Annotated in this window: 27 protein-coding genes; 12 read left to right on the top strand and 15 right to left on the bottom strand. The window is 70.2% G+C overall.

The genetic code is table 11. The annotated features are described in order from the left end of the window. Window positions 1-168 precede the first annotated feature (168 nt). Entirely contained in the window at window positions 169-615 is a 447-nt protein-coding gene (locus ACIQAC_RS32635; RefSeq protein WP_402197483.1) for an anthrone oxygenase family protein, read from the bottom strand. 90 nt (window positions 616-705) lie between these two features. Here ACIQAC_RS32635 and ACIQAC_RS32630 point away from each other — a divergent pair, with 90 nt between their 5' ends. Then, entirely contained in the window at window positions 706-1284 is a 579-nt protein-coding gene (locus ACIQAC_RS32630; RefSeq protein ID WP_402197481.1) for a TetR/AcrR family transcriptional regulator, read from the top strand. A 118-nt stretch (window positions 1285-1402) separates the two neighbouring features. On the opposite strand, the gene ACIQAC_RS32625 is transcribed toward ACIQAC_RS32630, so the two are convergent. From ACIQAC_RS32625 to ACIQAC_RS32615, 3 genes are all read right to left on the bottom strand, one after another. Next, entirely contained in the window at window positions 1403-2182 is a 780-nt protein-coding gene (locus ACIQAC_RS32625; protein ID WP_402197479.1) for an NADPH-dependent F420 reductase, read from the bottom strand. Between the two features lie 53 nt (window positions 2183-2235). Continuing rightward, entirely contained in the window at window positions 2236-3273 is a 1038-nt protein-coding gene (locus ACIQAC_RS32620) for an LLM class flavin-dependent oxidoreductase (protein ID WP_402197477.1), read from the bottom strand. A 66-nt stretch (window positions 3274-3339) separates the two neighbouring features. Next, complete coding sequence (locus ACIQAC_RS32615; RefSeq protein WP_402197474.1) at window positions 3340-3711, bottom strand: DoxX family protein; 372 nt, start codon at window positions 3709-3711, stop codon at window positions 3340-3342. 142 nt (window positions 3712-3853) lie between these two features. Here ACIQAC_RS32615 and ACIQAC_RS32610 point away from each other — a divergent pair, with 142 nt between their 5' ends. Next, window positions 3854-4471, top strand: coding sequence for a TetR/AcrR family transcriptional regulator (locus tag ACIQAC_RS32610; protein WP_402197472.1), 618 nt, complete (start codon window positions 3854-3856; stop codon window positions 4469-4471). Window positions 4472-4559: 88 nt separating this feature from the next. Here the strand turns inward: ACIQAC_RS32610 and ACIQAC_RS32605 are convergent, their stop codons facing one another. The 3 genes from ACIQAC_RS32605 to ACIQAC_RS32595 form a co-directional block, all read right to left on the bottom strand. Next, the gene (locus ACIQAC_RS32605) at window positions 4560-5876 is read right to left on the bottom strand and encodes a cytochrome P450 (RefSeq protein WP_402197470.1); all 1317 of its coding nucleotides are present in this window, start codon (window positions 5874-5876) and stop codon (window positions 4560-4562) included. A 199-nt stretch (window positions 5877-6075) separates the two neighbouring features. After that, complete coding sequence (locus ACIQAC_RS32600; protein WP_402197468.1) at window positions 6076-7173, bottom strand: winged helix DNA-binding domain-containing protein; 1098 nt, start codon at window positions 7171-7173, stop codon at window positions 6076-6078. 108 nt (window positions 7174-7281) lie between these two features. Then, window positions 7282-7704 carry a VOC family protein gene (locus ACIQAC_RS32595; protein ID WP_402197466.1) on the bottom strand — a complete coding sequence of 141 codons (423 nt, stop codon included), beginning with the start codon at window positions 7702-7704 and terminating at the stop codon, window positions 7282-7284. A 112-nt stretch (window positions 7705-7816) separates the two neighbouring features. Here ACIQAC_RS32595 and ACIQAC_RS32590 point away from each other — a divergent pair, with 112 nt between their 5' ends. Further along, window positions 7817-8899 carry a helix-turn-helix transcriptional regulator gene (locus ACIQAC_RS32590; protein WP_402197464.1) on the top strand — a complete coding sequence of 361 codons (1083 nt, stop codon included), beginning with the start codon at window positions 7817-7819 and terminating at the stop codon, window positions 8897-8899. Here the strand turns inward: ACIQAC_RS32590 and ACIQAC_RS32585 are convergent. After that, on the bottom strand, window positions 8896-9633 hold the full coding sequence (locus tag ACIQAC_RS32585; protein ID WP_402197461.1) for a TetR/AcrR family transcriptional regulator: 738 nt from the start codon (window positions 9631-9633) through the stop codon (window positions 8896-8898). The genes ACIQAC_RS32590 and ACIQAC_RS32585 overlap by 4 nt on opposite strands. 115 nt (window positions 9634-9748) lie before the next feature. Here ACIQAC_RS32585 and ACIQAC_RS32580 point away from each other — a divergent pair, with 115 nt between their 5' ends. The 5 genes from ACIQAC_RS32580 (at window position 9749) to ACIQAC_RS32560 (ending at window position 14943) form a co-directional block, all read left to right on the top strand. Further along, entirely contained in the window at window positions 9749-10348 is a 600-nt protein-coding gene (locus ACIQAC_RS32580) for an NADPH-dependent FMN reductase (protein ID WP_402197459.1), read from the top strand. A 29-nt stretch (window positions 10349-10377) separates the two neighbouring features. Continuing rightward, complete coding sequence (locus tag ACIQAC_RS32575) at window positions 10378-11967, top strand: MDR family MFS transporter (protein ID WP_402197457.1); 1590 nt, start codon at window positions 10378-10380, stop codon at window positions 11965-11967. 99 nt (window positions 11968-12066) lie between these two features. Continuing rightward, entirely contained in the window at window positions 12067-12786 is a 720-nt protein-coding gene (locus ACIQAC_RS32570; protein WP_402197456.1) for a transporter substrate-binding domain-containing protein, read from the top strand. A 116-nt stretch (window positions 12787-12902) separates the two neighbouring features. Then, window positions 12903-13520: a TOPRIM nucleotidyl transferase/hydrolase domain-containing protein gene (locus tag ACIQAC_RS32565; protein ID WP_402197453.1), complete on the top strand. Its 618-nt coding sequence runs from the start codon at window positions 12903-12905 to the stop codon at window positions 13518-13520. Between the two features lie 199 nt (window positions 13521-13719). Continuing rightward, the gene (locus ACIQAC_RS32560) at window positions 13720-14943 is read left to right on the top strand and encodes a glycosyltransferase (RefSeq protein WP_402197451.1); all 1224 of its coding nucleotides are present in this window, start codon (window positions 13720-13722) and stop codon (window positions 14941-14943) included. 31 nt (window positions 14944-14974) lie between these two features. On the opposite strand, the gene ACIQAC_RS32555 is transcribed toward ACIQAC_RS32560, so the two are convergent. Further along, window positions 14975-16015, bottom strand: a complete 1041-nt coding sequence (locus ACIQAC_RS32555) for an acyltransferase family protein (protein ID WP_402197587.1) — start codon at window positions 16013-16015, stop codon at window positions 14975-14977. Between the two features lie 206 nt (window positions 16016-16221). On the opposite strand from ACIQAC_RS32555, the gene manD reads away from it, so the two are divergent. Then, the gene (gene manD, locus ACIQAC_RS32550) at window positions 16222-17445 is read left to right on the top strand and encodes a D-mannonate dehydratase ManD (protein WP_402197585.1); all 1224 of its coding nucleotides are present in this window, start codon (window positions 16222-16224) and stop codon (window positions 17443-17445) included. Between the two features lie 33 nt (window positions 17446-17478). Here manD and ACIQAC_RS32545 read toward each other — a convergent pair whose 3' ends face one another. Continuing rightward, window positions 17479-18723 carry an MFS transporter gene (locus ACIQAC_RS32545; RefSeq protein WP_402197449.1) on the bottom strand — a complete coding sequence of 415 codons (1245 nt, stop codon included), beginning with the start codon at window positions 18721-18723 and terminating at the stop codon, window positions 17479-17481. 271 nt (window positions 18724-18994) lie between these two features. On the opposite strand from ACIQAC_RS32545, the gene ACIQAC_RS32540 reads away from it, so the two are divergent. Then, window positions 18995-19606 carry a CGNR zinc finger domain-containing protein gene (locus ACIQAC_RS32540; protein ID WP_402197447.1) on the top strand — a complete coding sequence of 204 codons (612 nt, stop codon included), beginning with the start codon at window positions 18995-18997 and terminating at the stop codon, window positions 19604-19606. Window positions 19607-19624: 18 nt separating this feature from the next. Here ACIQAC_RS32540 and ACIQAC_RS32535 read toward each other — a convergent pair whose 3' ends face one another. The 3 genes from ACIQAC_RS32535 to ACIQAC_RS32525 form a co-directional block, all read right to left on the bottom strand. Continuing rightward, window positions 19625-20503, bottom strand: coding sequence for an MBL fold metallo-hydrolase (locus tag ACIQAC_RS32535; RefSeq protein ID WP_402197445.1), 879 nt, complete (start codon window positions 20501-20503; stop codon window positions 19625-19627). After that, window positions 20500-20949, bottom strand: a complete 450-nt coding sequence (locus ACIQAC_RS32530) for a hypothetical protein (protein WP_402197443.1) — start codon at window positions 20947-20949, stop codon at window positions 20500-20502. The genes ACIQAC_RS32535 and ACIQAC_RS32530 overlap by 4 nt, the downstream gene beginning before the upstream one ends. Window positions 20950-21155: 206 nt before the next feature. Continuing rightward, on the bottom strand, window positions 21156-22238 hold the full coding sequence (locus tag ACIQAC_RS32525) for an aldo/keto reductase (RefSeq protein ID WP_402197441.1): 1083 nt from the start codon (window positions 22236-22238) through the stop codon (window positions 21156-21158). Between the two features lie 358 nt (window positions 22239-22596). On the opposite strand from ACIQAC_RS32525, the gene ACIQAC_RS32520 reads away from it, so the two are divergent. After that, the gene (locus ACIQAC_RS32520) at window positions 22597-23469 is read left to right on the top strand and encodes an alpha/beta fold hydrolase (RefSeq protein ID WP_402197439.1); all 873 of its coding nucleotides are present in this window, start codon (window positions 22597-22599) and stop codon (window positions 23467-23469) included. A gap of 115 nt (window positions 23470-23584) precedes the next feature. Here the strand turns inward: ACIQAC_RS32520 and ACIQAC_RS32515 are convergent, their stop codons facing one another. Then, complete coding sequence (locus tag ACIQAC_RS32515; protein WP_402197437.1) at window positions 23585-24103, bottom strand: CGNR zinc finger domain-containing protein; 519 nt, start codon at window positions 24101-24103, stop codon at window positions 23585-23587. A 110-nt stretch (window positions 24104-24213) separates the two neighbouring features. Then, window positions 24214-25356, bottom strand: a complete 1143-nt coding sequence (locus ACIQAC_RS32510) for an FAD-dependent oxidoreductase (protein ID WP_402197434.1) — start codon at window positions 25354-25356, stop codon at window positions 24214-24216. A gap of 174 nt (window positions 25357-25530) precedes the next feature. On the opposite strand from ACIQAC_RS32510, the gene ACIQAC_RS32505 reads away from it, so the two are divergent. Further along, complete coding sequence (locus ACIQAC_RS32505; protein ID WP_402197432.1) at window positions 25531-26223, top strand: TetR/AcrR family transcriptional regulator; 693 nt, start codon at window positions 25531-25533, stop codon at window positions 26221-26223. The last annotated feature ends 28 nt before the right edge of the window (window positions 26224-26251 follow it).

Genomic DNA, 26251 nt, shown 5'->3' with positions numbered 1-26251 from the left:
CGACGGACCCGGGCGTCCGGGGGCCTCACTGCCGCACAGAGCCGGGATTGTGGGCCACCGGCGCGACGCCCACCCGTCGGCTCAGGCGACGGCGCCGCCCGCCCGTCGGCTCAGACGAGGGCAGCGCCCACCCGTCGGCTCAGACGAGGGCAGCGCCCACCCGTCGGCTCAGACGAGGGCGGCGGCCAGGAGGGCGAAGGCGGCGACGATGACGGCGACGCGGACGTAGTGGTAGCGGTCCCAGCGGTTCGCCTGCTCCTTCCAGTCCTCGGGCCGGTTCTCGGGGGTCCACGCCTTGCCCCGGTTGTTGATCGGGACGAGCAGCGCGACCGACATGACCACACTCAGGACCAGCAGCGCGGCGGCGGTGACGACGAGGCCGGTGCCGCCGTGGTGCCGGCCGGCGACGGCCCAGATCGCGACGAGGACGAGCGAGCCGACGTACCAGAACGGCATCACGGCGCCGAGCATCCGGCCCCCGTGGCTCCGGCCGAGCTGGCCGCTGTCGCCGGGAAGGGCGTTGAGGATCGGGTTGATGACAAAGGCGACGGAGAACTCCACCCCCACCATCAGACCGACGACCACGATCGTGAAGACCTGTACCGCGTTGAGCATGATGACCCCTTCGAGATCTAGCACCGCTAGCTGTTGAAGCAACGCTAGTCCTACTGCCGCTCGAATGTCTAGCGGTGCTAGGATCCAGTCATGTCGGTACAGGAACGCAAGGAGCGGGAGCGGGCGGACCGCGAACGGCTCATCGTGGCGACGGCCCGTGAACTCGCCGAGCAGCAGGGCTGGGACGCGGTCACCACCCGCCGGCTCGCCGAGCGCATCGAGTACAGCCAGCCCGTGCTCTACAGCCACTTCCGCGGCAAGCGCGAGATCATCGGCGCAGTCGCTCTTCAGGGTGCCGCCGAGATGGCCGCGGCGGTGCGGGCGGCGGCCTCCGCCGCGGACGGCCCACGCACCCGGGTCACCGCCCTCGCCCGCGCCTACCTCGACTTCGCCGAACACAACCCGGCGGTCTACGACGCCATGTTCCAGCTGGACGGCGGCCTGGCGTTCGCCCGGGAGGACACCCCGGAGCCCCTGAAGGACGCCTTCGCCGCCCTGCTGGAGAGCCTCGGCGAGGTCGCCGGGGAGGGCGTCCACCCGGCGTTGTTCACCGAGGTGTTCTGGGCCGCCCTGCATGGGCTGGCCACCCTGACCCGGGCGGGACGGCTGCCGCCCGGGGAGGCCGAGCGCAGGACGGAACTGCTGGTGGACCGGCTGGCCGTGCTCTGACGGCCCGGAGGCCACGACGCTCGTTGAGCGCGGCCCCGTGCACGTGCCCCATCGCCTCGCACCGCCTCGCCTCGCACCGCCGCGCCTCGCGCCCCTCGCCGGGTCACACCGCTCTCGGTCAGACGGCCGGGGCGCGCTCGGCCTGCTGCTCGTCCCGTGGTCCGACGGCGGCGCGAGCGCGGGCCACCTCGCGGCCCTGCTCGGTCTCCGGAAAGTGTTCGAGCATGGTCCGCAGGGTCGCCACGTCGGCCGCGGCACCGAACGCCTCGTTGCCGGGTTGCAGACGCACGCCTTCGGCCAGCGGGCCGGCCGGTACGGCGTCAAAGCCCAACACGTCGACAAGACCGGCCACTTCGGCGAGATCGTCGGCGTTGTCACCGGCGATCGCGATGGCCCTGCGTCCGGGTGTGCCCGCGGGCAGGGCCCGCTCCTCCAGGTCGTGGTAGCCCATGTGGTTGAACGCCTTCACCACCCGCGACTCCGGCAGAAACGCCTGCACCATCTCACTGGTCGAGGTGCGCGGGTCGGTGAAGTCGTCGCGGACGCCGTCGGTCTCCCACCAGTAGTTCATCGCGTCGATGACCAGCTTGCCGCGCAACTCCGCGACCGGGACGGCACGGTACTTCCCCAGCGGGAGGGCCAGGATCACCACGTCCGCCCCGGACGCCGCCTCCGTCGCGGTCACGGGGACCGCGCCGGGTGTGAGCACCTCGGTGGTGAGGGCGATCCGTGCCGGGTCGCCGGACCCGGCGACGAGCACCCGGTAACCGGCCGCCACGGCCAGCCGGGCCAGCACCGTGCCGACCTTCCCCGCGCCCAGGATGCCGAGGGTGCCGAGGGTGCGCACTTCAGCGGTGTTCATGACCTCTCCCTTTCCGTTTCCCTTTCCGTTCCGCACACTCCGTGCGGGGCCGTGAAGTCGTGCGCCGTTCCGTACGGCGTCGGCTGCGGTCAGCCCGCGACGATGTCACGGACCATGGGGATGACCTTGCTGCCGTACAGCTCCACAGCACGAAGCCGTGCGCTGACCGGGACCGGTCCCGTGGTGTAGATCAGGTCGAACCGTCCCGGGTCGAGCGCCTTGACGGTACGGGCGATCTTGCGGGCGACCGTCTCGGGCGAACCGACGTACAGCGAGCCGTTCTTGATCTCGTGCTCGTACTCCTCGCGGCGGATCGGCGGCCAGCCGCGCGTCGCGCCGATGCGGTCGCGCATCAGCTTGTAGTGCGGCCAGTGCACCGTACGGGCCTCCTCGTCGGTGTCGGCGACGAAGCCGGGCGAGTGCACCCCGACCGGGTGAGCGGTCGTCCGGAACTGGGCGGTGGCCCGCTCGTACAGATCGATGTACGGCGCGAACCGCTCGGGGTTGCCGCCGATGATGGCGAGCATCAGCGGGAATCCGTAACGCGCGGTGCGCACCACCGACTGCGGGGAGCCGCCGACGCCGACCCAGGTGTTCAGCTGCCCGGACTCGGTCTTGGGGAAGACGTCGGCGTTGTCGAGCGACGCCCGGTGGGTGCCGCTCCAGGTGACCGGCTTCTCCTTCAGCAGTTCGGCGAACAGCTCGATCTTCTCCTCGAACAGTTCGTCGTAGTCGGCCAGGTCGTAGCCGAACAGGGGGAAGGACTCGGTGAACGAGCCGCGCCCCAGGATGATGTCGGCCCTCCCGTTCGAGAGGGCGTCCAGTGTCGAGAAGCGCTGGAAGACCCGGACCGGGTCGTCGGAGCTGAGCACGGTCACGCCGGAGGACAGGCGGATGCGCTCCGTGCGGGTGGCGATGCCGGCGAGCACGGTCTCCGGGCTGGAGATCGAGTACTCGGGGCGGTGGTGCTCGCCGAGGGCGATGACGTCGACACCGGCCTGCTCGGCGAGTACGGCCTCCTCGACGACCTGCCGGATGGCGCGCGCGTCGGAGACCAGGACACCGGAGTCGTCGTTCGGAACGTCACCGAACGTGTCGAGACCAAAAGCGAGGGTCGGTTCGGACATGGCGGGGCTCCTTCAGGGTCGCGAGGAGGGGAACAATCCGCGGGCGAGGCGCAGACGGGGATCAGGTCACCACGAGTACGGGCCGAAGCGGCCCCAGGCGATCACCACGGCGATCGCCAGCAGAACGACGTTGACGGCGACGTTGGGCCACTCCTGCCGCCGCCCGTGGGCGAAGACGGCGCCGACCATGATGACGGCGACGCCGACCGCCGCCAGTGGTGTCAGTACGGAGGCGATGCCCGTGGCGGCCGGCAGGATCAGCCCGGCCGCGGCCAGCACTTCGAGCGCGCCAATGGTCTTCACCTGGCCCGCGCTGAAGCTCCTGGCCCAGGCCATGCTCTCGGCAGTCTTCTCGTAGGGCTGGGCCACCTTGCCGGCGCCTGCGGCCAGCATGCCCAGCGCCAGAACGATCTGGAGGACCCAAAGGAAGGTATGCACGGTTCTCAGTCCCATCCGCTGTGCACCGGCCCGCCCGGTGCGGCCGGTCTGCGCATTGCCCGCCCGGACACCCTGTCGGCGCCCGGTCACGAAGCTAAGCGGACTTTACCCCGCTTCTTATTCCCGCAGTAGCTTTGAGGCCATGAGCCAACCTGTGGTGCCCCTGGGCCGGCCCCGCGCCGAGCGGGCCGACGCCGCCCGCAACCGTGAGCAGTTGCTGGCCACCGCCCGCGCGATGATGGCCGAGCTGGGAGCCGACAAGGTCACGATGGACGGCCTCGCGGAGCGGGCGGGGCTGGGGAAAGGGACGGTGTACCGGCGTTTCGGCACCCGCGCCGGGATCTTCCTCGCACTGCTGGACGACGACGAGCACGCCTTTCAGCAGCAGGTACTCACCGGTCCCCCGCCACTGGGCCCCGGCGCCGACCCCGTCCAGCGACTCATCGCGTACGGCCGCGCCCGTACCGAGTTCCTCACCGCGCACCATGTCATCGCGCGCGCCGCGCTCGACCGCAACCGGCCGGTCCCGGCGGGCGAGGGCGTCGGCTTCACCCGCGCGCACATCCGTATGCTGCTCGGCCTCGCCCGCCCCGCCGCCTTCGCCGACCTCGGCAGCCTCACCGTCCAGCTGACCTCGGCCCTGGAGGGCCCCCTCCTGATCTTCCTGTCCGTCCCCCGCCCGGACCCGTCGACCCCACCCGACACCACCGCCCTCGCAGCCAGCTGGCAAACCCTGATCGAACACCTCTGCGACGCCTGACGCACACCTGCCTGCCTGCCTGCCCTCCCGGCCCCTCGCCTGGCGTCCACCGGACTTCGTCAGAGGCAGGTGCGCACGCCGGTCCTCGTCATGGCCGTGCGGTGACCCTCAGCCGGGGAGTCGACCTGTTGATGAGGCCCTGCGGAGTGGGGGTGAATCCGTCCGTCCAGCGCAGGTGGGGCAGATGGTGGAGGAGGGCCGAGACGGTCTCTCCCAGGAGACGGGCCAGGTGGGCGCCCAGGCAGGACCGCTCGCCCGCACCGAAGGCCAAGTTCTCTGCGGACGCCGCGAATTCGTCCCGCTCGGGGCGGCGGATGTCGAAGTGGTCGGGGTCGGCGAAGTGTGCGGGGTCGCGGTTCGCGGACGCCGGCAGACAGGCGACCGTGGCGCCGGCGGGAATGGTGCCGCTCGGCAGGTCGACGGCTTCGGTGGCCCGGCGGAAGACGACATGCGTGGGCGGGTCGCGGCGCAGCGACTCGGCCCAGGCCGCGTGCACCAGGTCGGGCTTCTCCGCCACGGCGGCTTGCGCGTCGGGATGGTCGACGAGGTTGGTGAGGAAGAGGGCCAGGGCCTTCTCCGTTGTGCGGGCACCGGCGGTCAACAGCACAGCGCACATGCGCTGGATCTCCTGGTCGGTCAACGGGCGGCCCTCGATCTCGGCTGCGCACAGCGTCGACAGGAGGTCGTCGCCGGGCTCCGATCGCCGGGCGGCGATATGTGGTTCCAGACAGGCGAGGCGGGGCTTCGAGGCAGCGGCATTGCAAGAGAGCCGCAGCCGAGGGGCGTCGGCAGACGGCAGGCCCAGGGCGGCCGTCAGGACCTGAACGGGCAGGGCTTCGCAGAACGTGGGGACCAGGTCGGTGCTCCCGCACCGGCGGATCTCCGCGGCGGCCCGCCAGGCGAGTTCCTCGGCCGCCCCGAAGGCGGTCCGGCGCAGGTTGGTAGGGGCGTGGTTGCGGAGGGCCGCGGACAGCACCGTGCGGAGGGGCGTGTGATCCGCGCGGGCTGTCCTCAGGGTGTTGTCCGGCGGGGCGAGGCGCGGGTCGCACAGGGCGGCTCGGACATCGGCGTAGCGGCTGACGACCCATGCGTCCAAGGACTCGTCACGGACGAGAGGGAAGTCCCGGCGCAGGCGGGCGTAGACGGGGAAAGGGTTGGTCTCGAACTGCGTCCACATCAGGCTTGGCGGCGTCGAGCACGTGTCCACCGAGTCCGTCGGCCGGTGAGCACGGCCGACGGTCAGCACGTCGGTCATGGCCGCGGCCGGCACATCGGCCGGCCGACGCGCCTCGGCCGACTCACCGCGGCCCTCGGAGTTCCGATCACCCTCGATCCAATGCCCCTCACCGATACGGCCGTTGAGCACCTCTGCGGTCACCAACCACTGCACACCACTGACTGTCATGGAAACCCTCCGTCACTGGGGCCAGACCCTGCCCTCCAGTAGCAACAGCAGCGATGCTACGTGCCGTCACCAATCACAACGGAGAGTAGTTGAGGCGCACTTGGTGGGCGTGCGGTTGCGTGATCGGCGCCGCACGCACCCCCTGCGCGGCAGGAGTCATGGCGTTCCCCACCGCCACGACGGCGGCATCACCCTGCCCTCAACCGCCGTCGAAGGTGATACGTACCTCGTCGGCGTCCTCCGCCAGGAAACCGGCGATGAGTTGGGCCTCGGCGTGGACGGATTCGCGCTCCGGGTGGGTGAGGGGCCGCAGCAGGGCGATGTCGAGTCGCCCTTGGCGCATGGTCCAGGTCGCGGCGACGCGGCCGTCGACGAGCACGGCGCGCTGACCGGCGACGGACAGCCCGAGGTGGGCGTCGTCGATGATGCGGCTGCGGTCGTGGTAGCCGAGGATCGCGTTGTCGAACGCCGGCAGGAAGCGGACAGGTGCGGGGGTGTCCCCGTCCGGTCGCGGCGCGTCCGGCAGGTCGAGGAGCTCACGGCCGCGTTCGTCGCGGAAGGTGACCAGTTCCTCCCGGATCGCCTTGACCGCGGCCGGCAGTCCGGCGAGCCCGCACCAGGCGCGGATGTCGGCACTGGCGGCGGGGCCGTAGGCGGCGAGGTAGCGCCGGACGAGCTGTTGGCCCATGGGGTCGCCCTCTTCGGTGGAGAGCGGGGTGATTTCGCGGCCGAGCCAGGTGGCCAGGGGCAGCGTGCGGACTCCCGCCTTGGTGCGCCAGAGGCCGCGCGGTGGGAGCTGGACCGTGGGCACGAGGGCCGAGACGAGCAGTTCGCCCAGCGCGCGGCGCGGTGGCACGGGCCAGCGGTGCGCCAGCGCGTCGGCGAGTTCGCCCATGGTGCGCGGCTGCCGGTCGGCCGTGACCGCGCGCCCGGCCGCCGCCACCTCGTCGAGGTCGATGCCGGCGAACTCCTGGCGGTAGGTGGCCGCGGTGCGTTGGCGCAGCATGGCATCGTGGCGGGCCCGCCAGTCCAGCGCGTCCTCGGCGGTGACGAGATGGACGGTCCGGCGCATCAGATGGGTGCGCACGACGTCGCGTCCGGTCATCGCCTCGTCCAGTTCCTGCGGCTTGAAGGCGTGCAGCCGGGACCACAGGCCGATGAACGGTTCCTGTGGTTCCTGCGCCTGCATGCCGCACAGGTGCGCCACGACATCGCGGGCGGGGAGGTCCGTACGGTCGAGGAGGTGCTGGCGGGCGAGGGCGGCGCGGTTGAGGGCGCGTGTGTCGAGGACGGTCATGGTGGTCGGTGACCCGTTTCCTTCCACTGTGTGTGACGGGTCCGCAGCGCCTTCGCGTGTCGGCTACGGCGCGGCGGACCCACTCTGTCGTATGCCGGGCCGGCGTGGTCAGCCGTTGTAGGGCGCGGTCACGTCCAGCACCCAGGTGATGCCGAAGCGGTCCGTGAGCATGCCGTACAGGGGCGCCCACTGCGCGGCTTCCAGCGGGCGCGTCACCGTCGAGCCGACCGACAGCTTCTGCCAGAGCGCGGTGAGTTCGTCCGTGTCATCGCCGCGTACGGAGACGAAGAACGGGTTCTGCCCCTGGTCCCAGGGGAGTTGGGAGGGTACGTCGTAGGCCATGACGTGGAAGCCGCCGTCCCCCACGACCTCGCCCCACATCACCCAGTCGGCCTCGTTGTCGTTCTGCACGTTGCCGGCGTCCTTGTAGGTGACGGCGGCGGTGCGTCCGCCGAAGACGGACTGGTAGAAGTCCAGTGCGTCGCGGGCGTCGCCCCGGAAGTTCAGGTGGGTGGTGGTCGTGACGGACATGGCTGCTCCTGGCTTTTGGTTGCCCACTCGGTGGACCACTCGGTGGCTGGGGCCTCACCCTGACAGCAGTAGCGGACAGGTTCTGTCCTCTACTACCGGCAGACTCACGGACATGCACACGACGTCCTCGCGACTGCTCGCCCTGCTCTCGCTGCTCCAGACCCGCCGCGACTGGACCGGCGAGGATCTCGCGGAGCGGCTCGACGTCACTCCACGCACGGTGCGCCGGGACGTGGACCGGCTGCGGGAGCTGGGCTATCCGATCGCCGCTTTCAAGGGACCCGCCGGTGGCTACCGCCTCGACGCGGGCACGCGTATGCCGCCCCTGCTGTTCGACGACGCCCAGGCGGTCGCCCTCGCTCTCGCCCTTCAGACCGCGGCCGACGGCACCGCACTCGCCGAGGACGCGGCCCGTGCCCTCGCCACGATCCGCCAGGTCATGCCGCCCAGGCTGCGCCACCGTATGGACACGATGCGGGTGACGGCGGTCCGGCCTCGGGAGGGACATTCCGGCGCCCCGCACGCCGACGGCCGCGTCCTGAGCGACCTGACTGCCGCCATCCACACCCACGAGGAACTGCGCTTCGACTACTCCAGGGAGGACACCGCGACCGAGTGGCAGCGCCGCCGGGTCGAGCCCCACCACCTCGTGACCCGGTACGGCCGCTGGTACCTCCTGGCCTGGGATCTCGACCGTGCGGACTGGCGGATCTTCCGTGTCGACCGGGTCCGTCCACGCACCCCCACCGGCCCCCGCTTCAGCCCGCGCGAACTCCCCGGCGGTGACGTAGGCACCTTCGTGTTGAGCCGGTTCCGCGGCGCGGACGGAACCACCACCGACTGGCCCTGCCGGGGCCGGGTCGTCCTCGGTCTCTCCGCCGCCGAGGTGGCGCCCTTCGCCGCGGACGGCATCGTCGAGGAACTGGGACCCGGCCGGTGCCGGCTCACCCTCGGCTCCTGGTCGTGGACCGGCCTGGCCGCCGCCGTCGGCCGCTTCGACACCGACATCGAGGTGCTGGACCCACCCGAACTCGGCGAGGCATTCACCCAACTCGCCACCCGCTACGCCAACGCCGTGCGCGGCGACGTCACCGCCGTCGGCTCCCGGGACCGCGGCCCGGCGCCGCTCGCCACCGAGGGCCGCGGCGGCGAGCACGTCCGCGCCGCCCGTCCGACGGACGACGGCGAGCGCTAGATCCCCAGGCGGGCCCCGATGCCGTCCAGCACACAGTCCAGTCCGGTCTCGAACTGCCACTGCTGGTCGTCCTTGCGGGCCGCCTCGGCCATGTAACGCAGGTACTTCGGGTAGCGGCCCGTGCTCATGAGCCAGGTCATCTGTGACGCGAGCCCGGAGCGGGCCTCCTCCCGGCTCGACCAGCCCCGCAACTTGAGCATGTGGGTCAGCGCGATCTCCGAGTCGACCGCGCCGTTCACGTACGAGGTGACGGTGCTGAAGACGGTCATCGCCGTGTCGGGGTCGAGGGCGAGGCCGTCCAGCGCGGCCAGCGCGCTCTCCGGGACCGCCAGTTGGTTCGGGGTGGGTGCACTCCAGGTCGCACGGGTCACCCAGGAGTGCTTCAGCATCATCTCCCGGCTGCGCAGGGCGAGCGTACGCATGGTCTCGCGCCAGTCGGCCGACTCCTTGGGGAGTTCCAGCTCGCCGTACACGAAGTCGACCATCAGCTCCAGGAGTTCGTCCTTGCCGGAGACATAGCGGTACGCCGCCATGGGGGCGACGCCCAGCTCGGTGGCGAGTCGGCGCATGGTGACCGCGTCGAGCCCCTCGGCGTCGGCGATCCCGACGGCCGTACGGGCGATCCGGCCGGGGGTGAGGGTCGCCCGGGGTGCGGGCGCCGGGTGTGCGAGGCGCTCCCACAAGGAGACGCGCTCCCCGTCCTCGTTCTGTTCCGTTCTCTCCTGGGCGGCCATCTGTCGGGCTCCTTCCGCCGGGCATCTGTGTACATCGTATCGGCAGTGGACGTCGTACACATCGATGTGTACGTTGTACGCCAGAGATACGACGTACACAACGGAGGTGTTTCCCGTGGGAGACCAGCACAACAGCCCCTTGCGGACCGCGGTGATCATCGGAAGCACCCGGGACGGCCGGTTCGGCCCTGTCGTGGCGGACTGGCTGCTCCACCACGTCGAGCAGCGCGAGGACATGACGGCGGATCTCGTCGACCTCGTCGAGACACCGGTGCCGACGGTGTTCCCGGCCTTCGGCCAGACACCCTCCGCCGAGGTCGTTGAACTGCTGGGCGCGGTGACACCACGGCTCGCGGCCGCCGAGGCCTTTGTCGTCGTCACGCCGGAGTACAACCACAGCTTCCCGGCGCCGCTGAAGAACGCCATCGACTGGCACAACGAGCAGTGGCACGCCAAGCCGGTCGCCTTCGTCTCCTACGGCGGCCTCTCCGGTGGCCTGCGCGCGGTCGAGCAACTCCGTGTCGTCCTCGCGGAACTGCACGCGGTGACGATCCGCAACACGGTCAGCTTCCACAACTACGGCCAGGTCTTCGACGCGGACGGCACACCCTCCGACCCTGGCTGCGACGTCGCCGCCAAGAGCATGCTCGACCAGCTCACCTGGTGGGGGCAGACGCTGCGCGCGGGCAAAGAGGCCCGCCCGTACGCCGTCTGACACCCTCTCAGCTTCGACCAGGAGCCCTCATGAACAACGACACGGCCGGCATATCCCCACCCTCCGGACCGGCCCTGCCCCGCCTGGGTGTCTTCGGGCTGATGCTCGGCATCTTCCTGGCGGCGCTCGACGGGCAGATCGTCAGCACCGCGCTGCCCACCGTCGTGGGCGACCTCGGGGGCCTGGAGCAGGTCTCGTGGTCGGTGACGGCGTATCTGCTGACCATGGCCGCGTCCACTCCCTTGTGGGGCAAGCTGGGCGACCTGTACGGCCGCAAGGGCGCGTACATGTCGTCCGTGGTGCTGTTCCTGGCCGGGTCGGTGCTGTGCGGACTGGCGCAGGACATGGCACAGCTGATCGTCTTCCGGGCCGTCCAGGGACTCGGCGCGGGCGGGCTCATGGTCGGGGCGCTGTCGGTGATCGGTGTGCTGGTGCAGCCGCACGAGCGGGGCCGCATCCAGTCCATGGTCGGAGTGATGATGCCGGTCGCGTTCGTCGGCGGTCCGCTGCTCGGCGGGTTCATCACCGACTACGCGCACTGGCGTTGGACGTTCTACGTGAACGTGCCCATCGGCGCGCTCGCCCTGCTGGCGGTCGCCAAGGGCGTCCGACTGCACACCGATCGTGTGAAGGCGCGGATCGACTACCTCGGCGCGGTCCTGCTGACCACCGGCATCCTGGCCCTCACCCTCCTCGCCGGCTGGGCCGGTGGCACCTACGCCTGGATGTCGCCGCAGATCGTGGGGCTCGGGACGGTGGTCGTCGGATGCCTGCTGTGGTTCGTCCGGGTGGAACTGCGGGCGCCGGAGCCGATCACACCGCCGCGGCTCTTCCGCAGCCGAGACTTCACCGTCGCGCAGGTGCTGAGTTTCCTGGTGGGCGCCGTACTCATCTCGGTGGTCAACTACCTCCCGCAGTACATGCAGTTCGTGCACGGGGCCTCGTCCACGGCCAGCGGCATGCTGGTCCTGCCCCTGATGCTGGGCATGCTCGCGGCCCAACTGCTCACCGGGCGGCTCATGGACGAGGGCGGCCGGGAACGTGCCGTGGCGGTCACCGGAGGTGCCGTCATGGTGGCCGGGTCGCTGCTGCTGCTTCTGCTCGGCATCGGCACCCCGCTCCTCGCGGCGTCGGCGCTCACCCTGGCCATCGGCCTCGGCATGGGGACCGTCATGCAGATGACGATGCTCACGACCATCAACAACGCGGCCCCACGCGACATGGGCGCCGCCACCGGAACGGTCACGCTGGTGCGCACGATCGGCGGCTCCCTGGGTGTCGCCGTCCTCGGAGCCGTACAGAGCGGCCGTATGGGCGACGTACTGGCCGAGCGCCTCGGTCCCGACACCGCGGCACGCCTGACCGGCGGCGAACTCACCCCCGCCCTCCTCACCGAACTACCCGCCCCGGTCCGCGCCGCCGTCGAGGAGGCCTTCAGCAGTGGTCTCCACGGTGTGGTGATCGGTGCCGCCGCGCTGTCGGCGATCGCCTTCGCCACGACGTGGTTCACGCGCGGGACGCCGGTTGGTGAACCCGGCGGGCGGAAGCCGGGGGCGGACGGGGTCCGGCCCGGTGGCGGGATCGCGGAACCCGCCGTCCGGACACCCACAGCGGACTGACCACACGACACCGACCCTCGCCGGGGCACTGCTCCCAGGCCACTGAGCCGCGCGATCGGGCCGCACGGCCGTCAGGGCGCCCTTCCTACACTCGCCCTCATGGAGATCACCGACATCGCCCGCGACCTCTCCCCCACCGGAGTGCTCCGCGCCTCCGTCAATCTCGGTAACCCGGTCCTCGCCCACGGCACACCGGAGGCACCCGGCGGTGTGACCGTCGACATCGCCGTCGAGATCGCCCAACGCCTTGGCCTGCCAGTGGAGTTCGTGTGCTTCGACGCGGCTCGCAAGTCCTACGAGGCCATGGCCACCGGCGAGGCCGACCTGTGCTTTCTCGCCGTGGAACCGTCCCGCGAGGCGGAGATCGCGTTCACCGTGCCGTACGTGCACATCGAAGGCGTGTACGCCGTCCCGGCCGAGTCCGCGCTGCGCACGCCGGACGACGTGGACCGCGCGGGCATCCGTATCGGGGTGAAGCAGGGCTCGGCGTACGACCTCTACCTGACGCGCACCCTGCGCCACGCCACGGTGGTACGCGGCACCGAAGGCGTGGACGTCTTCCATGCCGAACGGCTGGAGGTCGCCGCGGGCATCCGGCAGCCACTGACCACGCATGTCGCGCAGCGGCCCGAACTCCGGCTGATCGAGCCCGCGTTCATGACCATCCGGCAGGCCGTCGGGACGACGAGGCAGCGGCGACCGGAGACCGTGCGGTTCCTGAGCGAGACGGTGGCGGAGCTGACGGCGTCCGGTTTCGTCGCCCGGGCACTGAGCAGGTCGGGACAGGATCCGGCACTCACGGCGCCCGTGGAGCACTGAACCCCGGGGGGCACAGGTACCCGGAGCATGTGTTCCGCGGCTTCCGCGCGTGCGCACCGATCCCGGCCGACCAAAATTCCCTACCGCCGCAGGTGGAAAGGACGGAGACTCGTCCCATGGCTGACATGGGGTCGTTCCGGGAAGCGGTCACCGCGTGGGCGGCCGGTGACCCCGGCGACCCCGCGCGTGAGCTGGCCACACGGCTGTCCGTCCGGACGGCCGTGCTCCTTGAGGGGCCGAGCGACGCCGCCGCGGTCAACACGCTGGCCGCGCGCCGCGGACGCGACCTGGAGGCCGAGGGGGTCTGCGTCGTCTCGATGGGTGGGGCCATGAGCGTGGCCCGTTTCGCACAACTCCTCGGCCCGCCCGGCCTGGGCCTGCGTCTCACCGGCCTGTGCGACGAGGCGGAGCGTGGCTTCTACACCCGCGGCCTGGAGCGGGCCGGTGCGGCCGGGCGGGAGTTCTTCGTCTGCTCGGCGGACCTGGAGGACGAACTGATCCGCGCACTGGGTGTGAAACGCGTGCAGGAACTCGTCCGAGTGGAGGGCGACATACGCGCCCTTCAGACGTTCCTGCGCCAGCCCGCACAGCAGGGCCGTCCCGCACATCTGCAACTACGGCGCTTCCTCGGCACGAAGAAGGGCCGCAAGATCCGCTACGGCCATGTCCTCGTCGAGGCGCTCGAGCCCGACCGCGTACCCGCCCCGCTGGACGACCTGCTCGCCGCCCTCTGACCGCGCACAGGCCCCCTCTCGGGCCCCCTCTCGGGCGACCCTTCGTCCCAACAGCCCGCCCGGCAATGAAAAAGGCCGGGAGTCCGAACTCCCCGCCACTATCAACCTATAGCGCACCGGGGGGCTTGCGGCAAGGCCCCGGTGATGCCTCAGGATGGTCGACCGAGGCCAGAACCTGGGGATTTGGGAGTTTCGCGAAATGCGTGTGCTGTTGTCGACGTATGGGTCACGCGGGGATGTCGAACCGATGACGGGGCTCGCGGTACAACTGCGGGCGCTCGGCGGGGACGTACGGATGTGCGCACCACCGGACTTCGCGGAGCTGCTGGACGGTATCGACGTACCCCACACTCCGCTCGGCCGGCCGATCCGCGCGCTGGCGAAGGGCGCGGGCCAGGGCAAGGCGCGGCTCACTCTTCCCGACATCGCGGCGGACCTGACCGCCGCCGCCTACGAGGCCGTCGTCACCGCGGGCGAGGACTGTGCCGTCGTAGTGGCCACCGGCTCGCTGCCCGCCGTGTCGGGCGCGCGGGCCGCGGCGGAGCAGCTGGGCGTGCCCTTTGTGTTCGCGACCTTCTCCCCCTGCTACCTACCGTCGGCCCAGCACCGGCCGGGTGTCTGGCCGGGCCAGACGGTCCCCGAGGACGTGACCGACAACCGGGTGCTGTGGGACCTGCACGCCAGGCATCTGCACGGGCTGTTCGGCGAGACGATCAACGCGCACCGCGCCTCGGTGGGCCTGCCGCCGGTGGCCGACGTCCGCGCGCACGGTTTCACCGGCCGTCCGCTGCTGGCCGCGGACCCGGTCCTGGGCCCCTGGGAGAAGACGCCCGACCTCGACGTGACGCAGACCGGCGCGTGGATCCGGCCGGACACACGGCCGCTGCCGGCAGAGCTGGAGGCGTTCCTTGCTGCGGGCGAGGAGCCGGTGTACGTGGGCTTCGGCAGTATGCCGATGCGGGGCGCGAGCCCGGAGGACGTCTCGCGCGCCGTGGTGGAGGCCGTGCGGGCACAGGGCCGCCGTGTCCTGTTGGGGAGCGGTTGGGCCGAACTGGCCCTGATCGACGACCTGGACGACTGTTTCGTCGTCGGAGAGGTGAACCAGCAGGCGTTGTTCCACCGGGTGGCCGCCGTTGTGCATCACGGCGGCGCGGGTACCACCACGACGGCGGCCCGGGCCGGTGCGCCGCAGGTGCTGGTGCCGCAGGTCGCGGATCAGCCGTACTGGGCGGGCCGGGCGGCCGAGCTGGGCATCGGAGCGGCGCACGACGGCCCGGTCCCGACGGCGGAGTCCCTGTCGGCTTCGCTCAGGACTGCCCTGGCCGCCGGGACCCGTGACCGCGCTGCCGCGGTGGCCGGGGAGGTCCGCGCGGACGGAGCGGCCACGGCCGCGAAACTGCTGCTCGACACCGCCGCCCGCTGAGCCCGAGGACAGCGCTGCGTCACGGGAGTGTTCAGCGCCGGAAGGCCCACTCCATCCTCGGCTCCACCACACACCGGAAGAGCCGCCGCACGGGCGCGGTGCACAGCGCGGTCACCACCACCCCCGCGACCAGGGAGACGGTGACCGCGCCGAGCGGCCGGTGGAACCAGTCGTGGCGGGACCAGTGCCAGTGGTTGGCGGCCTGGATGAAAAAGCCGTGCAGCAGATAGCCGTAGAGCGTGCCCGCGCCCAGTGCCGTGAACCAGGTGCGCCGTCCCGGAACCCAGGCGAGGAAGCAGGCCACCAGGATCGTGGAGCAGCCGAAGAGGGCCAGGGTCATCAAGGGCCCGTACCAGGACGGCGCCCCCAGGTCCTCGGCGGCGGAGTGGTGGAAGAACCAGGCGTAGTCCATACGCGGCACGGCCCAGTGGGCGAAGAGCAGCGCTCCCGCGAACACCGGTACGGCCAGGGCGCGTACCCGCCACCGGCGCACCAGCCGGAAGTGCTCCGGCTTCAGGCACAGGCCCAGCACGAAGTACGGCAGGAACTGCAAGGTGCGTTGCAGGTCCAGGTCCTTGCCGATGGCCGGTGAGAGGGTCGCCAGGGCGGCGACGGCCAGCGCGAGGGGCAGTGGCCGGCGCACGCTCCGCCACAGGGGCGTCGTCAGCCGCCAGATGAACAGGGCCGCCAGGAACCAGGTCAGGTAGAGCGGGTCCAGCAGGCTGACGGGCCGGTCCGGAACGCCGTCGCTCCACCTGGTGAACAGGGTGTACGCGGTCTCGAAGACGATGTACGGGACCACCACACCGGCGACCAGGCGCTTCAGCCTGCCGGGGGCCGCGTCGAAGCCGCGCGAGAAGTACCCCGAGATCACGATGAAGGCCGGCATGTGGAACGCGTAGACGAGCATGTACAGCGCGGTGACGGTACGGCTCTCGGAGCGCAGTGGCTCCCATGCGTGGCCCATCGCCACCAGCACGATGGCCAGGTACTTGGCGTTGTCGAAGAACGCGTCGCGGGGCTTGGCCTGTGGGTCGCGGGGCTTGGCCAGTGGGTCGCGGGGCTTGGCCAGTGGTCTGACGGCCGTGGTGACCGGCGTCGGCGCGGTCGTGTACGCCGGCTGTTTCGTGTCGCTCAACGCTCACCGTGCCCGGCACATGCGCAACCCGCGTGGAGCGATACGCGTCTTACAGAAGTTACGGGTGAGCTGGGGATGCACGACATCCCGCGCGCCTTGCCACTTCTCCACGGCCTAAACCACCGGGAATGAGCCTGCCAGTGAAGATCAAGTCCGCCGATGTCGTCGTCACGTCCCCGGGCCGCAATTTCGTGAGTCTTCGCCTCGAAACCGAGGACGGTGTCGTGGGCTGGGGCGACGCGACGCTCAACGGCCGCGAACTCGCCGTCGTCAGCTACCTCCGCGATCATGTGAACCCGCTCCTGATCGGCCGCGACGCGGGTCCGATCGAGGACACCTGGCAGTACCTCTACCGCGGCGCCTACTGGCGTCGGGGCCCCGTCACGATGGCCGCCGTCGCCGCGGTGGACACGGCCTTGTGGGACATCAAGGCCAAGTACGCGAACATGCCGCTCTACGAGTTGCTCGGCGGCCGGAGCCGACGAGGACTCCTCTCCTACGGACATGCCAGCGGCGGTGATCTGCCGCAGCTCTTCGACTCGATCGACCAGCATCTCGACGAGGGCTTCCGGGCCGTCCGTATCCAGACGGGCGTGCCGGGACTCGGCCCGGTCTACGGGGTCGCGGGCGACCCCGGCGACCAGGGACCCGACGGCTCGGCCGGTGTGGCTCCGCGTCCGTCCGAGGAGCTGTGGGACACCCGCGCCTATCTGCGCCACCTGCCGGCCGTCTTCGAGGCCGTCCGCGCCAAGTACGGTCCCGAACTCCTGCTGCTGCACGACGGCCACCACCGCATGACCCCGACCCAGGCCGCTCAGCTCGGCAAGCGCCTGGAGCCGTACGACCTGTTCTGGCTGGAGGACTGCACTCCGGCCGAGAACCAGGAGGGGCTGCGGCTGGTCCGTGCTCACACCACCACACCGCTGGCACTGGGCGAGACCTTCAACACGATCTGGGACTACAAGACCCTCATCAGCGAGCACCTCATCGACTACGTCCGCTCGGCGGTGACCCACACGGGCGGCATCACGGCCATGCGGAAGCTCGTCGACTTCGCCGCGATGCACCAGATCAAGGCCGGGATGCACGGGCCCACCGACGTGTCCCCCATCGGCATGGCCGCCGCGCTCCATCTCGGCCTGGCCATCCACAACTTCGGCATCCAGGAGTTCATGCCGCACAGCGAGCGGACCCTGACCGTCTTCCGCACGAGCTACCGCTTCGAGGACGGTCTCCTGCATCCCGGTGACCGCCCCGGCCTGGGCGTCGAGCTCGATCTGGAGGCCGCCGCGGCCTTCCCGTACGAGGCCGCCTATCTGCCGGTCAACCGGCTCGCGCTGGACGGCACGGTCCACGACTGGTGACCGCGCGTCGCCACCGGCGTGGCGGTCGTGCGCTCACTGGGTGGGGTCGGCCGCCTGCCGCCGTGTGGCGAGTACGGCCGCGGCGGCCAGCAGGAGGAGCAGAACGCCGGCGAACCAGTTCATCGCGGTGGTGAGGGCGACGTACTGACTGGCGATGCCCATGCCGACGGCGGGCAGGATGAGGCCGAAGTAGGACATGGTGAAGAAGCCCGCCAGGGCCTCGCTGCGCTTGGCGGGTGCGGCCATGGCGGCGACCGCGCCGACGGAGGCCTTGAACAGCACACCCGCGCCGAGCCCGGCGACGACCCCGGCGGTCACGAAGACGGCGAGGTTGGCGGTGTGCATCCCGACCGCCAGGCCGATGACGCCGACACCCTGTGCCAGCAGGCCGAGGTTCCTGCGTGTCCGGACGTCGAGTCGGGTGGTCAGGGTCTGTGCCAGCGCGGCGGCGCCGAAGACGGCGAACGCGATCACTCCGGCGAGCGCCCGGGAGGGGTGGTGCAGGGTGCCGCCGACAAAGCCCGGGGCGAGCGAGGTGAACAGTCCGAAGACGGCGAAGGCCGCGAATCCGGCCGCGCCCGCGGCGATGAATCCGGCCCGGTCGCCGTGGTCGGCGCTGATCCGCTGCGGCCGGTACCGCGGCCTGACGGCCGGGGGTTCGACCGTCTCCGGGCTCAGGACCACGGCGACGACGCTCATCAGCAGCAGCACACCGAAGACCGCGTAGGGCAGGTGCAGCGGATCGCCGAAGTACTGGGCGAGGGCGCCGGCGATCAGCGGGCCGAGGCCGAGGCCGCCGATGTTGGCCGCCGTCGAGACGATCTCGAACCGCTGGGTGGAGGCGCGGGGGCGGCTCGCGGTGTGGAGTTCTTGCAGGTGGGCGGTGGCGGTCGCGGTGAGCATGCCGACGCCGAGGCCGGTGATCAGCCGGGCGACGATCAGGACCGGCAGCGCGGTGGAGGCCAGGAACAGCACGAGGGCGATCAGTTCGAGGACCAGCGCCGCGATCATCATCTTCTTGCGGCCGACCCAGTCCGAGACATGCCCCGCCAGCAGCAGGCTGATCAGCACACCCACGGCGTAGACGGCGAACACGATCGTGACGGTGAACGTGGAGAAGCCGTCGTGGGCCTGGTACAGCGGGTACAGCGGCGTGGGGACGGTGCTGAACGCCATGGCCGTGAGGAAGGCCAGCGCGATCAGCCAGAATCCGGCGCCGTACCGGCGGGCGGCCGGGACGACGGTGGGGCCGGCGCGGCGGAGCGCGGACAGCGACATGTGATTCCTCCGAGGTCGGTGACGTCGGGCGGATGTGCCATTGCCCAGTACAACCCGGTGAAGGAGCACCTGCTTCCATCCTTGACGGCGGCGCGACGCCTGCACGTGGTGCAGTCCGCGGCTCCTCCACCGTACGCGCGTTGGAGCGGGAGCTGCTTACGCAACTGTTCCGAGGGCATCGCCGATCCGGCGGCACCCCACCCAACGAAAGAGATGTAGTGTCTACAACTATGTCAGCTGTAGACGATCGTCCGCCCCGGAGCTCCCGGGCATGACACAGACACGGTGGCCTGCCACAGAACGCTACGGGCTCGATCCCGCGCCAGGCGCTCTTGCCCTGGTGCAGGACTTCCTGAACACCATCGCGACAGGCAGGCAGAGCGCAGACCTGCTGGCCGACCTCTCTTCAGCGCAGACCTGGGTCGAGGCGGTGGCCGAGAGCTGGTCCCGCACGACCGGGGCGCCGAAGCTCCGCATCTCTCTCGACGAAGCGAGTCGCGGGCGTCTGCACGAGCACCGGCGTCTTCTTCAGAATGCTGCCGCGGCCACACCTCCTGAATCCGGCAACGCACTCGTCGCCCCTGTGATCACGGCTGAAATCTCCCTGGACATGCACGGGGACGGTCTCGTCCTCGCACGCCCTGGTGGCAGTGGTGCACAGCCCATCATCTCCGCGCTGCTCATCACCGTCTGGCAGGCCCAGCTCGACGAGACATGGCACCGCCTCAAGACGTGCCGCAACATGGACTGCCTGATCGCCTTCTACGACCGCTCGCGCAACAACAGTGGCGCCTGGCATGACGTGAAGACCTGCGGAAACGCAGCGAACCTTCGCGCCTTTCGCGCGCGGAAGCGTGCCGCGAACGGAATCTCCCCCTCATGACGGCGCTTCACCGGCGGGTCATGAGGAAGGTTGTGCCGCGGTGTCGTTCAGCAGTTGCCGTGCGCTGAGCCAGAGCGTGTAGGGGTTCAGTCGGTCGGGACAGTGCTTCAGCACGCGGGTGAAGAACTCATGTGGGGTCGAGCTTGCTTCGAGCAGACGTGCCGTGTCGTCGAGATAGCGGCGCGTGGCGTCGATGTCGGCCGGCGCATCGCGCCGGCCGGCGTCCTTGTGCCCTGCGACGACATACCGGGGCTTGAGTGCGGCGACGGCGTCCAAGGCCTTGTGCCAGGCTTGAAGGCCGCCGTTGGGCGTTTCGGCCAGGTACTGGTGAACGTTGTTGTAGACCACGTCGCCGGCCACGACCAAGCCCAGCGACGGGACGTGCAGTATCGACGTGTCGTCCGTGTCGCTGTGGCCCACGTCCAGGGGCATGAGCAGGTACCCGTCCACGGTGAACCCGTCGGCCGGGGCATGATCGATGGCAATACGTGCCGCGTCCGTGTCCAGTTGTTCCGGGAAGAGGGCAGGCCACAGCTGCGGGAGCGAGCCGTTGGCTGTGCTGTCCTTGATGCGTTGAGCCGTGCCGGGTGCGGCGAGGGCGACGGCGTCGGGGAAGTGTCGCAGCAGTTCGCGGGTGCCGAGCCAGTGGTCCCCGTGCGCGTGGGTGATGAAGATGTACTTCAGCCTCTTTCCCCGCGCGGTGATCCACTCCGCGAGCGCGGCAGACTGGGTGCGGGTGATCGGCGGGGCGACGACAGCCGCGCTGCTCGGGCCGTGGATCAGCGTGTGCGACAGGGGCGACCAGTGGGCGGCCTGACCGTTCGGCAGAGGAGCGTCCTTGACCGGGGCGAGGTCGGAGACGAGAACGTCGTAGCGCAGTTCCCCGTCCGCGGTCATGCCCCGGCCTCCGTCGCGAGCAACTCCTGGACGGTTGCGGGGGTGAGGAAGTAGTCGGCGTACGCGGTGTCGGCGAAGTGCTCGCCCATCAGCCTGGCCCACAGAAGGACCGCCTTGAGCGGCCTGTGGTTGATGACGATGTGCTGCGTGAGGCCCGCCTCGTTGAAGCGCACCACGACCAGGCTGCCGATCGGCTCACCGTGCACTCGTGAGCTGTAGTCCTCGGCGAAGGCACCCTCGCCGTACGCGCCGACATAGTTGAACTCCTGGTAGTCGTACAGGGTTCGCGCGTGCCCGAGGATCTCGCGCACGGCTGTGGCGCCCTGGACGATCCCGTTGAGGACCGACGCCTCCATGGTGACGTCCTCAGCCAGGCGGTCGAGCCACTCCGGCCGGTAGTCCGTTCGCCGCAGGACCTTGTCCCCGCTGCCCAGATATGTGCTCATCACAGTCCCTCTCCGTCCCGTCGAACGACGGGGCTCGACATAACCATAAGCACTTAGACTATGTCGCACGAAGGGGAGGGGGAAAGAGCCGTCCGACCGCCGTCCTGCAAGAGGCCGACACCTTCCGCAGGACGGCCGGGAGGGGCGGCCCTTACGACACCAGCCGCCTCCGGGGCGGCGCCGGGCCGCCCTTCTCCGTACGGATGTCAGTAGCGGACGTCGCTCTGCACAAGGGGCGGGTAGACGGCGGACGCCTCACCGTCGACCGTGGCGCCTGCGAACTGGAGCATCGCGCGAAGGGCGCCATGCATGGGTGCGGGATAGTTCAGTGTGGGGGTGGAGACCTCGTCCAACGTGTTCAGTTGCTCCGGCGTGAGGGACACGTCCAGTCCAGCCAGGTTGCTCTCCAGATGTTCGAGGCGCCGGGCGCCGAGGACGGGCACAACCGTTCCCTTACGGGCCCGCAGCCAGGCGAGCGCCACCGCCGCGGAGGTGCTGTTCAGCTCCTTGGCGACCGCTGCCACCGTTTCGATGACGTCGAATTCACTGCCGCTGGGGCCACCCACATACGTGGTGCGGACAGAGTCCGCGACCTCGGTGCCCCGCTTGTATTTGCCGGACAGAAAACCGTTCTTCAACGGGCTCCACGGCACGAGCGCAAGCCCCTGGTCCAGAGCGAAGGGCGCCAGTTCTCCCTCCACTTCACGGGCAAGCAGTGAGTACTCGACCTGGAGCGCGATCAGCGGGCTCCACCCCCTCAGCACAGCCATGGTGTGGGCCTGAGTCGTCACCCAAGCAGGGGTGTTGCTGAAGCCGATGTAGCGGATCTTGCCGGCCTGGACCAGGTCGTCAAGCGTGCGCATGGTCTCTTCGACGGGGGTGTTGCGGTCCCACTGGTGCAGCCAGTACAGGTCGAGGTAGTCCGTCTGGAGCCGACGCAGTGTCTCGTTCAGCTGGTTGATGATCGACCGGCGGCCCGCGCCACCGCCATTGGGGTCGCCCGGGAAAAGGTTGCCGAAGAATTTCGACGCGATTACCACGCGGTCGCGCAGCCCGCGGTTTCCTGCGAAGAAGTCACCGAGAATGGCTTCGGAATGCCCGTTGGTATAGAAATTCGCGGTGTCGACGAAGTTTCCGCCACGGGAAAGGTACGCCTTGAGGATCTTTTCGGACTCCTCGACGCTGCACCCTGCACCACCCGGGTCTTCACCGAAGGTCATGGCGCCGAGCGCGAAGGGACTGACGCGAAGGCCGGAGCGGCCGAGTGTGACGTAATGATCGAGCGGCATGAATGGCCCCATTGAGGTAGGTCATGTTGTTTCATGACCATCAAAACCCGGGGTTGGCAAGAAGCGTAGAACATTCCTACCGCACTCTTGCACGATCCTGTTCGCCCGATTTCCTGGCGCGGAGACTCCGTCCGCCAGGGCCTCGCAGCGGGAGCCGGCAGCCCGCCCACCCCACTCCGAAGCCGGGCAACACGGCCTACAGCCCGGCCGACTCCCGCATCCGCTTCCACGGCTAACCATCAATCGACGATTGACAGGTTAGACAGGCCATGCTTGACTCCTCACTAACCACTTAACCTCCCCTTGCCGGTTAGGTGTGAAGCGCGGTCATCCGGCCCGGACCGATCGGAGACAGGACATGACGACCATCCACCACCGCTACGCGACCGTCCGTGGGCAGCGGCTCTTCTACCGGGAGGCGGGGCCGAAGGACGCCCCGGCCGTGGTGCTGCTGCACGGCTTCCCGACCAGCTCGTACATGTTCCGCGACCTGATTCCGCTACTGGCCGACCGCTACCACGTGATCGCCCCCGACCACCTTGGCTTCGGGCTGTCGGACGCGCCGCCCGCGGACGAGTTCGAGTACACCTTCGACAACCTGGCGGAGCTGACCGGGGACCTGCTGCGGCACATCGGCGTCACCCGGTTCGCGATGTACGTCCAGGACTACGGGGCGCCCGTGGGCTGGCGGCTCGCGCTGGCCGATCCGGCATCGGTCACGGCGATCGTCACGCAGAACGGCAACGGCTACGAGGCGGGGTTCGCGGAGGAGTTCTGGAAGCCCGTCCGCGCGTACTGGCAGGAGCAGAACGCGCAGACCGAGGGACCGGTCCGCGAGGCGCTGACCCTGGAGGCCATTCGCTGGCAGTACCTGCACGGCGTGTCGGACGAGACCCTGGTCAACCCCGAAACCTGGCTCCACGACTTCGCCCTGGCGTCCCGGCCCGGCAACGACGCCGTGCAACTGGCCCTGTTCGCCGACTACGCCAACAACGTCCCGCTCTATCCGGCCCTGCACGCCTACCTGCGCGAGAGCCGCGTCCCGGTGCTCGCGGTGTGGGGCCGCAACGACGAGATCTTCCCGGCCGCGGGAGCGCTCGCCTTCGTCGAGGACTCCCCCGGCGCCGAGATCTCCCTGTTCGACGGCGGCCACTTCCTGCTGGAGTCCCACCTGGACGCCGCCGCGGGCACGATCCGGAACTTCCTCGACAGGACACTCGTCCGACGCTGACGGGACCGCCGTGGAGCGGCCGACTCCCCTTGTTCGGCACGGCGGCAGGCGTCGCCGTGCCGATCGACGTGCCGTCACGCCGTTGCCACGCCGTTGGCACGCCGTCTGCACGCCTTCAGCCGGCCGAGGTGTCCCGGGTGCGCTCGTAGTGCCGACGGGCCTTCATCCGGTTGCCGCAGGTGGCCATGGAGCACCACCGCGCGGTGTTCGGCTTGCTGCGGTCGACGAGGAACAGCCGGCACTCGGGATTGGCGCAAGGACGCAGCCGCCCCGGGCCGGACTCGCTGAGGGCTCCCCACACAAGGACGGCACGGGCCGCCGCACTTCGCCCTTCGGGTAGGTCAAGATCCCAGGCGATACGGACACCTTCGAGCCTCGGCCTGCGGCTGACCCCGGCCAGGAACGGCTCCAGGGAGTCGGGGGACCGCTCGCCGCGGATCACGTCCTGAAGCGCCGTGCGCGCCTCGACAGCCGCGCGCCACTCCTCGGCCGACGCCGGCTGGTCATGGGCGGTGAGCCACAGCAGTCCGGCGTCCTCGCCGGCGAGGTCGTCACGCGGGTGACCGTCGACGACCGGCGTGGTGTTCAGCAGGTCGAGCAGCAGACCCTCGTCCGTCAACAGCGCGACAGTCAATCTAACCTCCAAAGCTATATTGACAGGTTACCCGGTGGAGGTCGCCGGTGCACCGGCCGTTCGCCGTACCGTCGGGCCCCACAGCGACGCCCGATCGCCGGGCCCGACCGTCAGGCTCCGCTGAACAGTGCGATGAGGCCACCGATCGGGTCCGGGCCGAAGCAGAGCTCGATGCCCTGCTCGGACTCCCTGGCCTTCTGGGCGCTGCGCGGGAAGAGGGCCTCCTCGTAGACGGTGAGGGCCTTCTCCAGGTCGCCGTCGTGGGCGGCAATGGCGCGGCCGAGTTCGGCGCCGTCGAGCATGGCGAGGTTGGCCCCTTCACCTGCGAACGGTGACATCAGGTGGGCCGCGTCGCCGAGAAGCGTGACGCCGGGAACGCGGTCCCAGCGGTGACCGACGGGAAGGGCGTTGATCTTCCGTGGGGTCAGCTCGGTCGCGGAGTCGGCGTCGGCCACCAGCGCCCTGATGCTGTCGTCCCAGTCCTCGAACTGCCGCAGCACCGCCGCCTTCACGCTCTCGGTGTTGGTGAAGTCGATGCCGTCAAGCCAGTCCTCGGCGATCTGGACCGCGACGGAGATGTGCAGACTGCCATCGGTCTTGCGGTGAGCCAGGACACCCTTGTGGTCGCTGAGCGCGAAGAGGCTGCCGCCGCCGACGACCGCCGCCGGGCCCGGGTACCGCACGTCGGCGTCCGGCAGGTCGACCTCGACGTAGGAGATGCCGGTGTACTCCGGCTTCACGGCGGAGACCAGCGGGCGGATGCGGGACCAGGCGCCGTCTGCGCCGACCAGCAGATCGCAGGTGACGGTCCCGCCGTCGGCGAAGGTGACCTCGTGCCGGCCGTCACCGAGCGGGCGGGCGCCGGTGGCCCGACGACCCCAGCGGATCACGCCCTCGGGGAGGGAGTCGAGCAGCAGGTCGCGCAGCTGGCCCCGGTCGACCTCGGGGCGGCCGCCGGTGCCGTCGTCGGTCTCGTCCCAGTGAGCAACGGCGTGCTTGTCGAGGACCCGGCTGGCTTCCCCTCCGGGGTGGACCAGGGCGCGGAAACCGTCGTAGAGACCGGCCGCGCGCAGCGCGATCTGACCGTTCTCCTCGTGGATGTCGAGCATGCCGCCCTGGGTACGGGCGTCGCGTCCGGACTCGAGGTCGAAGACGGCGGCCTCGATGCCGTGGACGTGCAGTACGCGGGCGAGGGTGAGGCCGCCGAGTCCGGCGCCGACAACGACTGTCGGGTGGTGTGTGGTGGTGGTCATGACGGTGCTCCTTGCTGGTGCGACGGGATGGCTGGAGGCGAGGTGGCTGGAGGCGGGGACTCTCTCCGAATGCCCGTGGACTCCATGGACTTCCTCCACTGTAACGAACATGTTCGTTACGAACAAGTTCATGACGATCGTGTTCGTGGCGATCGCGTTCGCTACACTCCGGGTATGACCGCGAACCCGCAGCCCCGCAGCCGCAGAGAGCGCCCCGCCAAGCCGGCGCTCACCCGTGACGGCATCGTCGCCACCGCGGTCCGTTTGATGGAGGCCGAGGGGCTGAACCGGGTCACCATGCGCCGGCTCGCACAGGAGCTCGACACCGGCCCCGCGTCGCTGTACGTCTACATGGCCAACACCGCCGAGCTGCACGCGGCGATACTCGAAGAGCTGCTGGGCGGGATCGACCTGAGCCCGGTCGGGGTGTCCGGCGACTGGCGTGAGCGGATCGAGACCGTACTCACCTCGTACATCGGGGTGCTCCACGCCCACCCGAGCCTGGCCCAGTCGGCCCTGATCGCCCGCCCCTCCGGACCCCACTACCTCGACTTGGTGGAGGCGCTCCTCGCGCTCCTTGCCGAGGGCGGTGTGCCGGACGACCAGGCCTCGTGGGGAGTCGACGCGCTGCTCCAGATCGCCACCGCCACGGCGGCGGAGCACTCCGTGCGCGAGCAGACCGCCGGCGCGGAGGACGAGTGGAACGCCCTGGCCAGTGCCCTGCGGCAGGCCTCCCCCACCCGACATCCGCATGTGGCCGCGCAGGCCGCTGATCTGATCTCCGGCCCGCCGACGGCCCGCCGCACCTGGATCCTCCAGGCCCTCGTCAACGGCATCGCGCACACGCCGCGCGCCCCGCTCTCCTAGCGGGTTCAAAGCGCTTGGCGGCCGGTGG

Origin of the sequence: Streptomyces sp. NPDC088387, assembly GCF_044753385.1 — a bacterium.
Classification (GTDB): Bacteria; Actinomycetota; Actinomycetes; order Streptomycetales; family Streptomycetaceae; genus Streptomyces.
This window is presented reverse-complemented; position numbering and strand designations above follow the sequence as displayed.

Coding starts and splice junctions, on each gene's coding strand:
- ACIQAC_RS32635 (WP_402197483.1), bottom strand. CDS start 615: ATGCTCAACGCGGTACAGGTCTTCACGATCGTGGTCGTCGGTCTGATG.
- ACIQAC_RS32630 (WP_402197481.1), top strand. CDS start 706: ATGTCGGTACAGGAACGCAAGGAGCGGGAGCGGGCGGACCGCGAACGG.
- ACIQAC_RS32620 (WP_402197477.1), bottom strand. CDS start 3,273: ATGTCCGAACCGACCCTCGCTTTTGGTCTCGACACGTTCGGTGACGTT.
- ACIQAC_RS32610 (WP_402197472.1), top strand. CDS start 3,854: ATGAGCCAACCTGTGGTGCCCCTGGGCCGGCCCCGCGCCGAGCGGGCC.
- ACIQAC_RS32605 (WP_402197470.1), bottom strand. CDS start 5,876: ATGACAGTCAGTGGTGTGCAGTGGTTGGTGACCGCAGAGGTGCTCAAC.
- ACIQAC_RS32600 (WP_402197468.1), bottom strand. CDS start 7,173: ATGACCGTCCTCGACACACGCGCCCTCAACCGCGCCGCCCTCGCCCGC.
- ACIQAC_RS32595 (WP_402197466.1), bottom strand. CDS start 7,704: ATGTCCGTCACGACCACCACCCACCTGAACTTCCGGGGCGACGCCCGC.
- ACIQAC_RS32590 (WP_402197464.1), top strand. CDS start 7,817: ATGCACACGACGTCCTCGCGACTGCTCGCCCTGCTCTCGCTGCTCCAG.
- ACIQAC_RS32585 (WP_402197461.1), bottom strand. CDS start 9,633: ATGGCCGCCCAGGAGAGAACGGAACAGAACGAGGACGGGGAGCGCGTC.
- ACIQAC_RS32575 (WP_402197457.1), top strand. CDS start 10,378: ATGAACAACGACACGGCCGGCATATCCCCACCCTCCGGACCGGCCCTG.
- ACIQAC_RS32570 (WP_402197456.1), top strand. CDS start 12,067: ATGGAGATCACCGACATCGCCCGCGACCTCTCCCCCACCGGAGTGCTC.
- ACIQAC_RS32565 (WP_402197453.1), top strand. CDS start 12,903: ATGGCTGACATGGGGTCGTTCCGGGAAGCGGTCACCGCGTGGGCGGCC.
- ACIQAC_RS32560 (WP_402197451.1), top strand. CDS start 13,720: ATGCGTGTGCTGTTGTCGACGTATGGGTCACGCGGGGATGTCGAACCG.
- ACIQAC_RS32545 (WP_402197449.1), bottom strand. CDS start 18,723: ATGTCGCTGTCCGCGCTCCGCCGCGCCGGCCCCACCGTCGTCCCGGCC.
- ACIQAC_RS32540 (WP_402197447.1), top strand. CDS start 18,995: ATGACACAGACACGGTGGCCTGCCACAGAACGCTACGGGCTCGATCCC.
- ACIQAC_RS32535 (WP_402197445.1), bottom strand. CDS start 20,503: ATGACCGCGGACGGGGAACTGCGCTACGACGTTCTCGTCTCCGACCTC.
- ACIQAC_RS32530 (WP_402197443.1), bottom strand. CDS start 20,949: ATGAGCACATATCTGGGCAGCGGGGACAAGGTCCTGCGGCGAACGGAC.
- ACIQAC_RS32525 (WP_402197441.1), bottom strand. CDS start 22,238: ATGCCGCTCGATCATTACGTCACACTCGGCCGCTCCGGCCTTCGCGTC.
- ACIQAC_RS32520 (WP_402197439.1), top strand. CDS start 22,597: ATGACGACCATCCACCACCGCTACGCGACCGTCCGTGGGCAGCGGCTC.
- ACIQAC_RS32510 (WP_402197434.1), bottom strand. CDS start 25,356: ATGACCACCACCACACACCACCCGACAGTCGTTGTCGGCGCCGGACTC.
- ACIQAC_RS32505 (WP_402197432.1), top strand. CDS start 25,531: ATGACCGCGAACCCGCAGCCCCGCAGCCGCAGAGAGCGCCCCGCCAAG.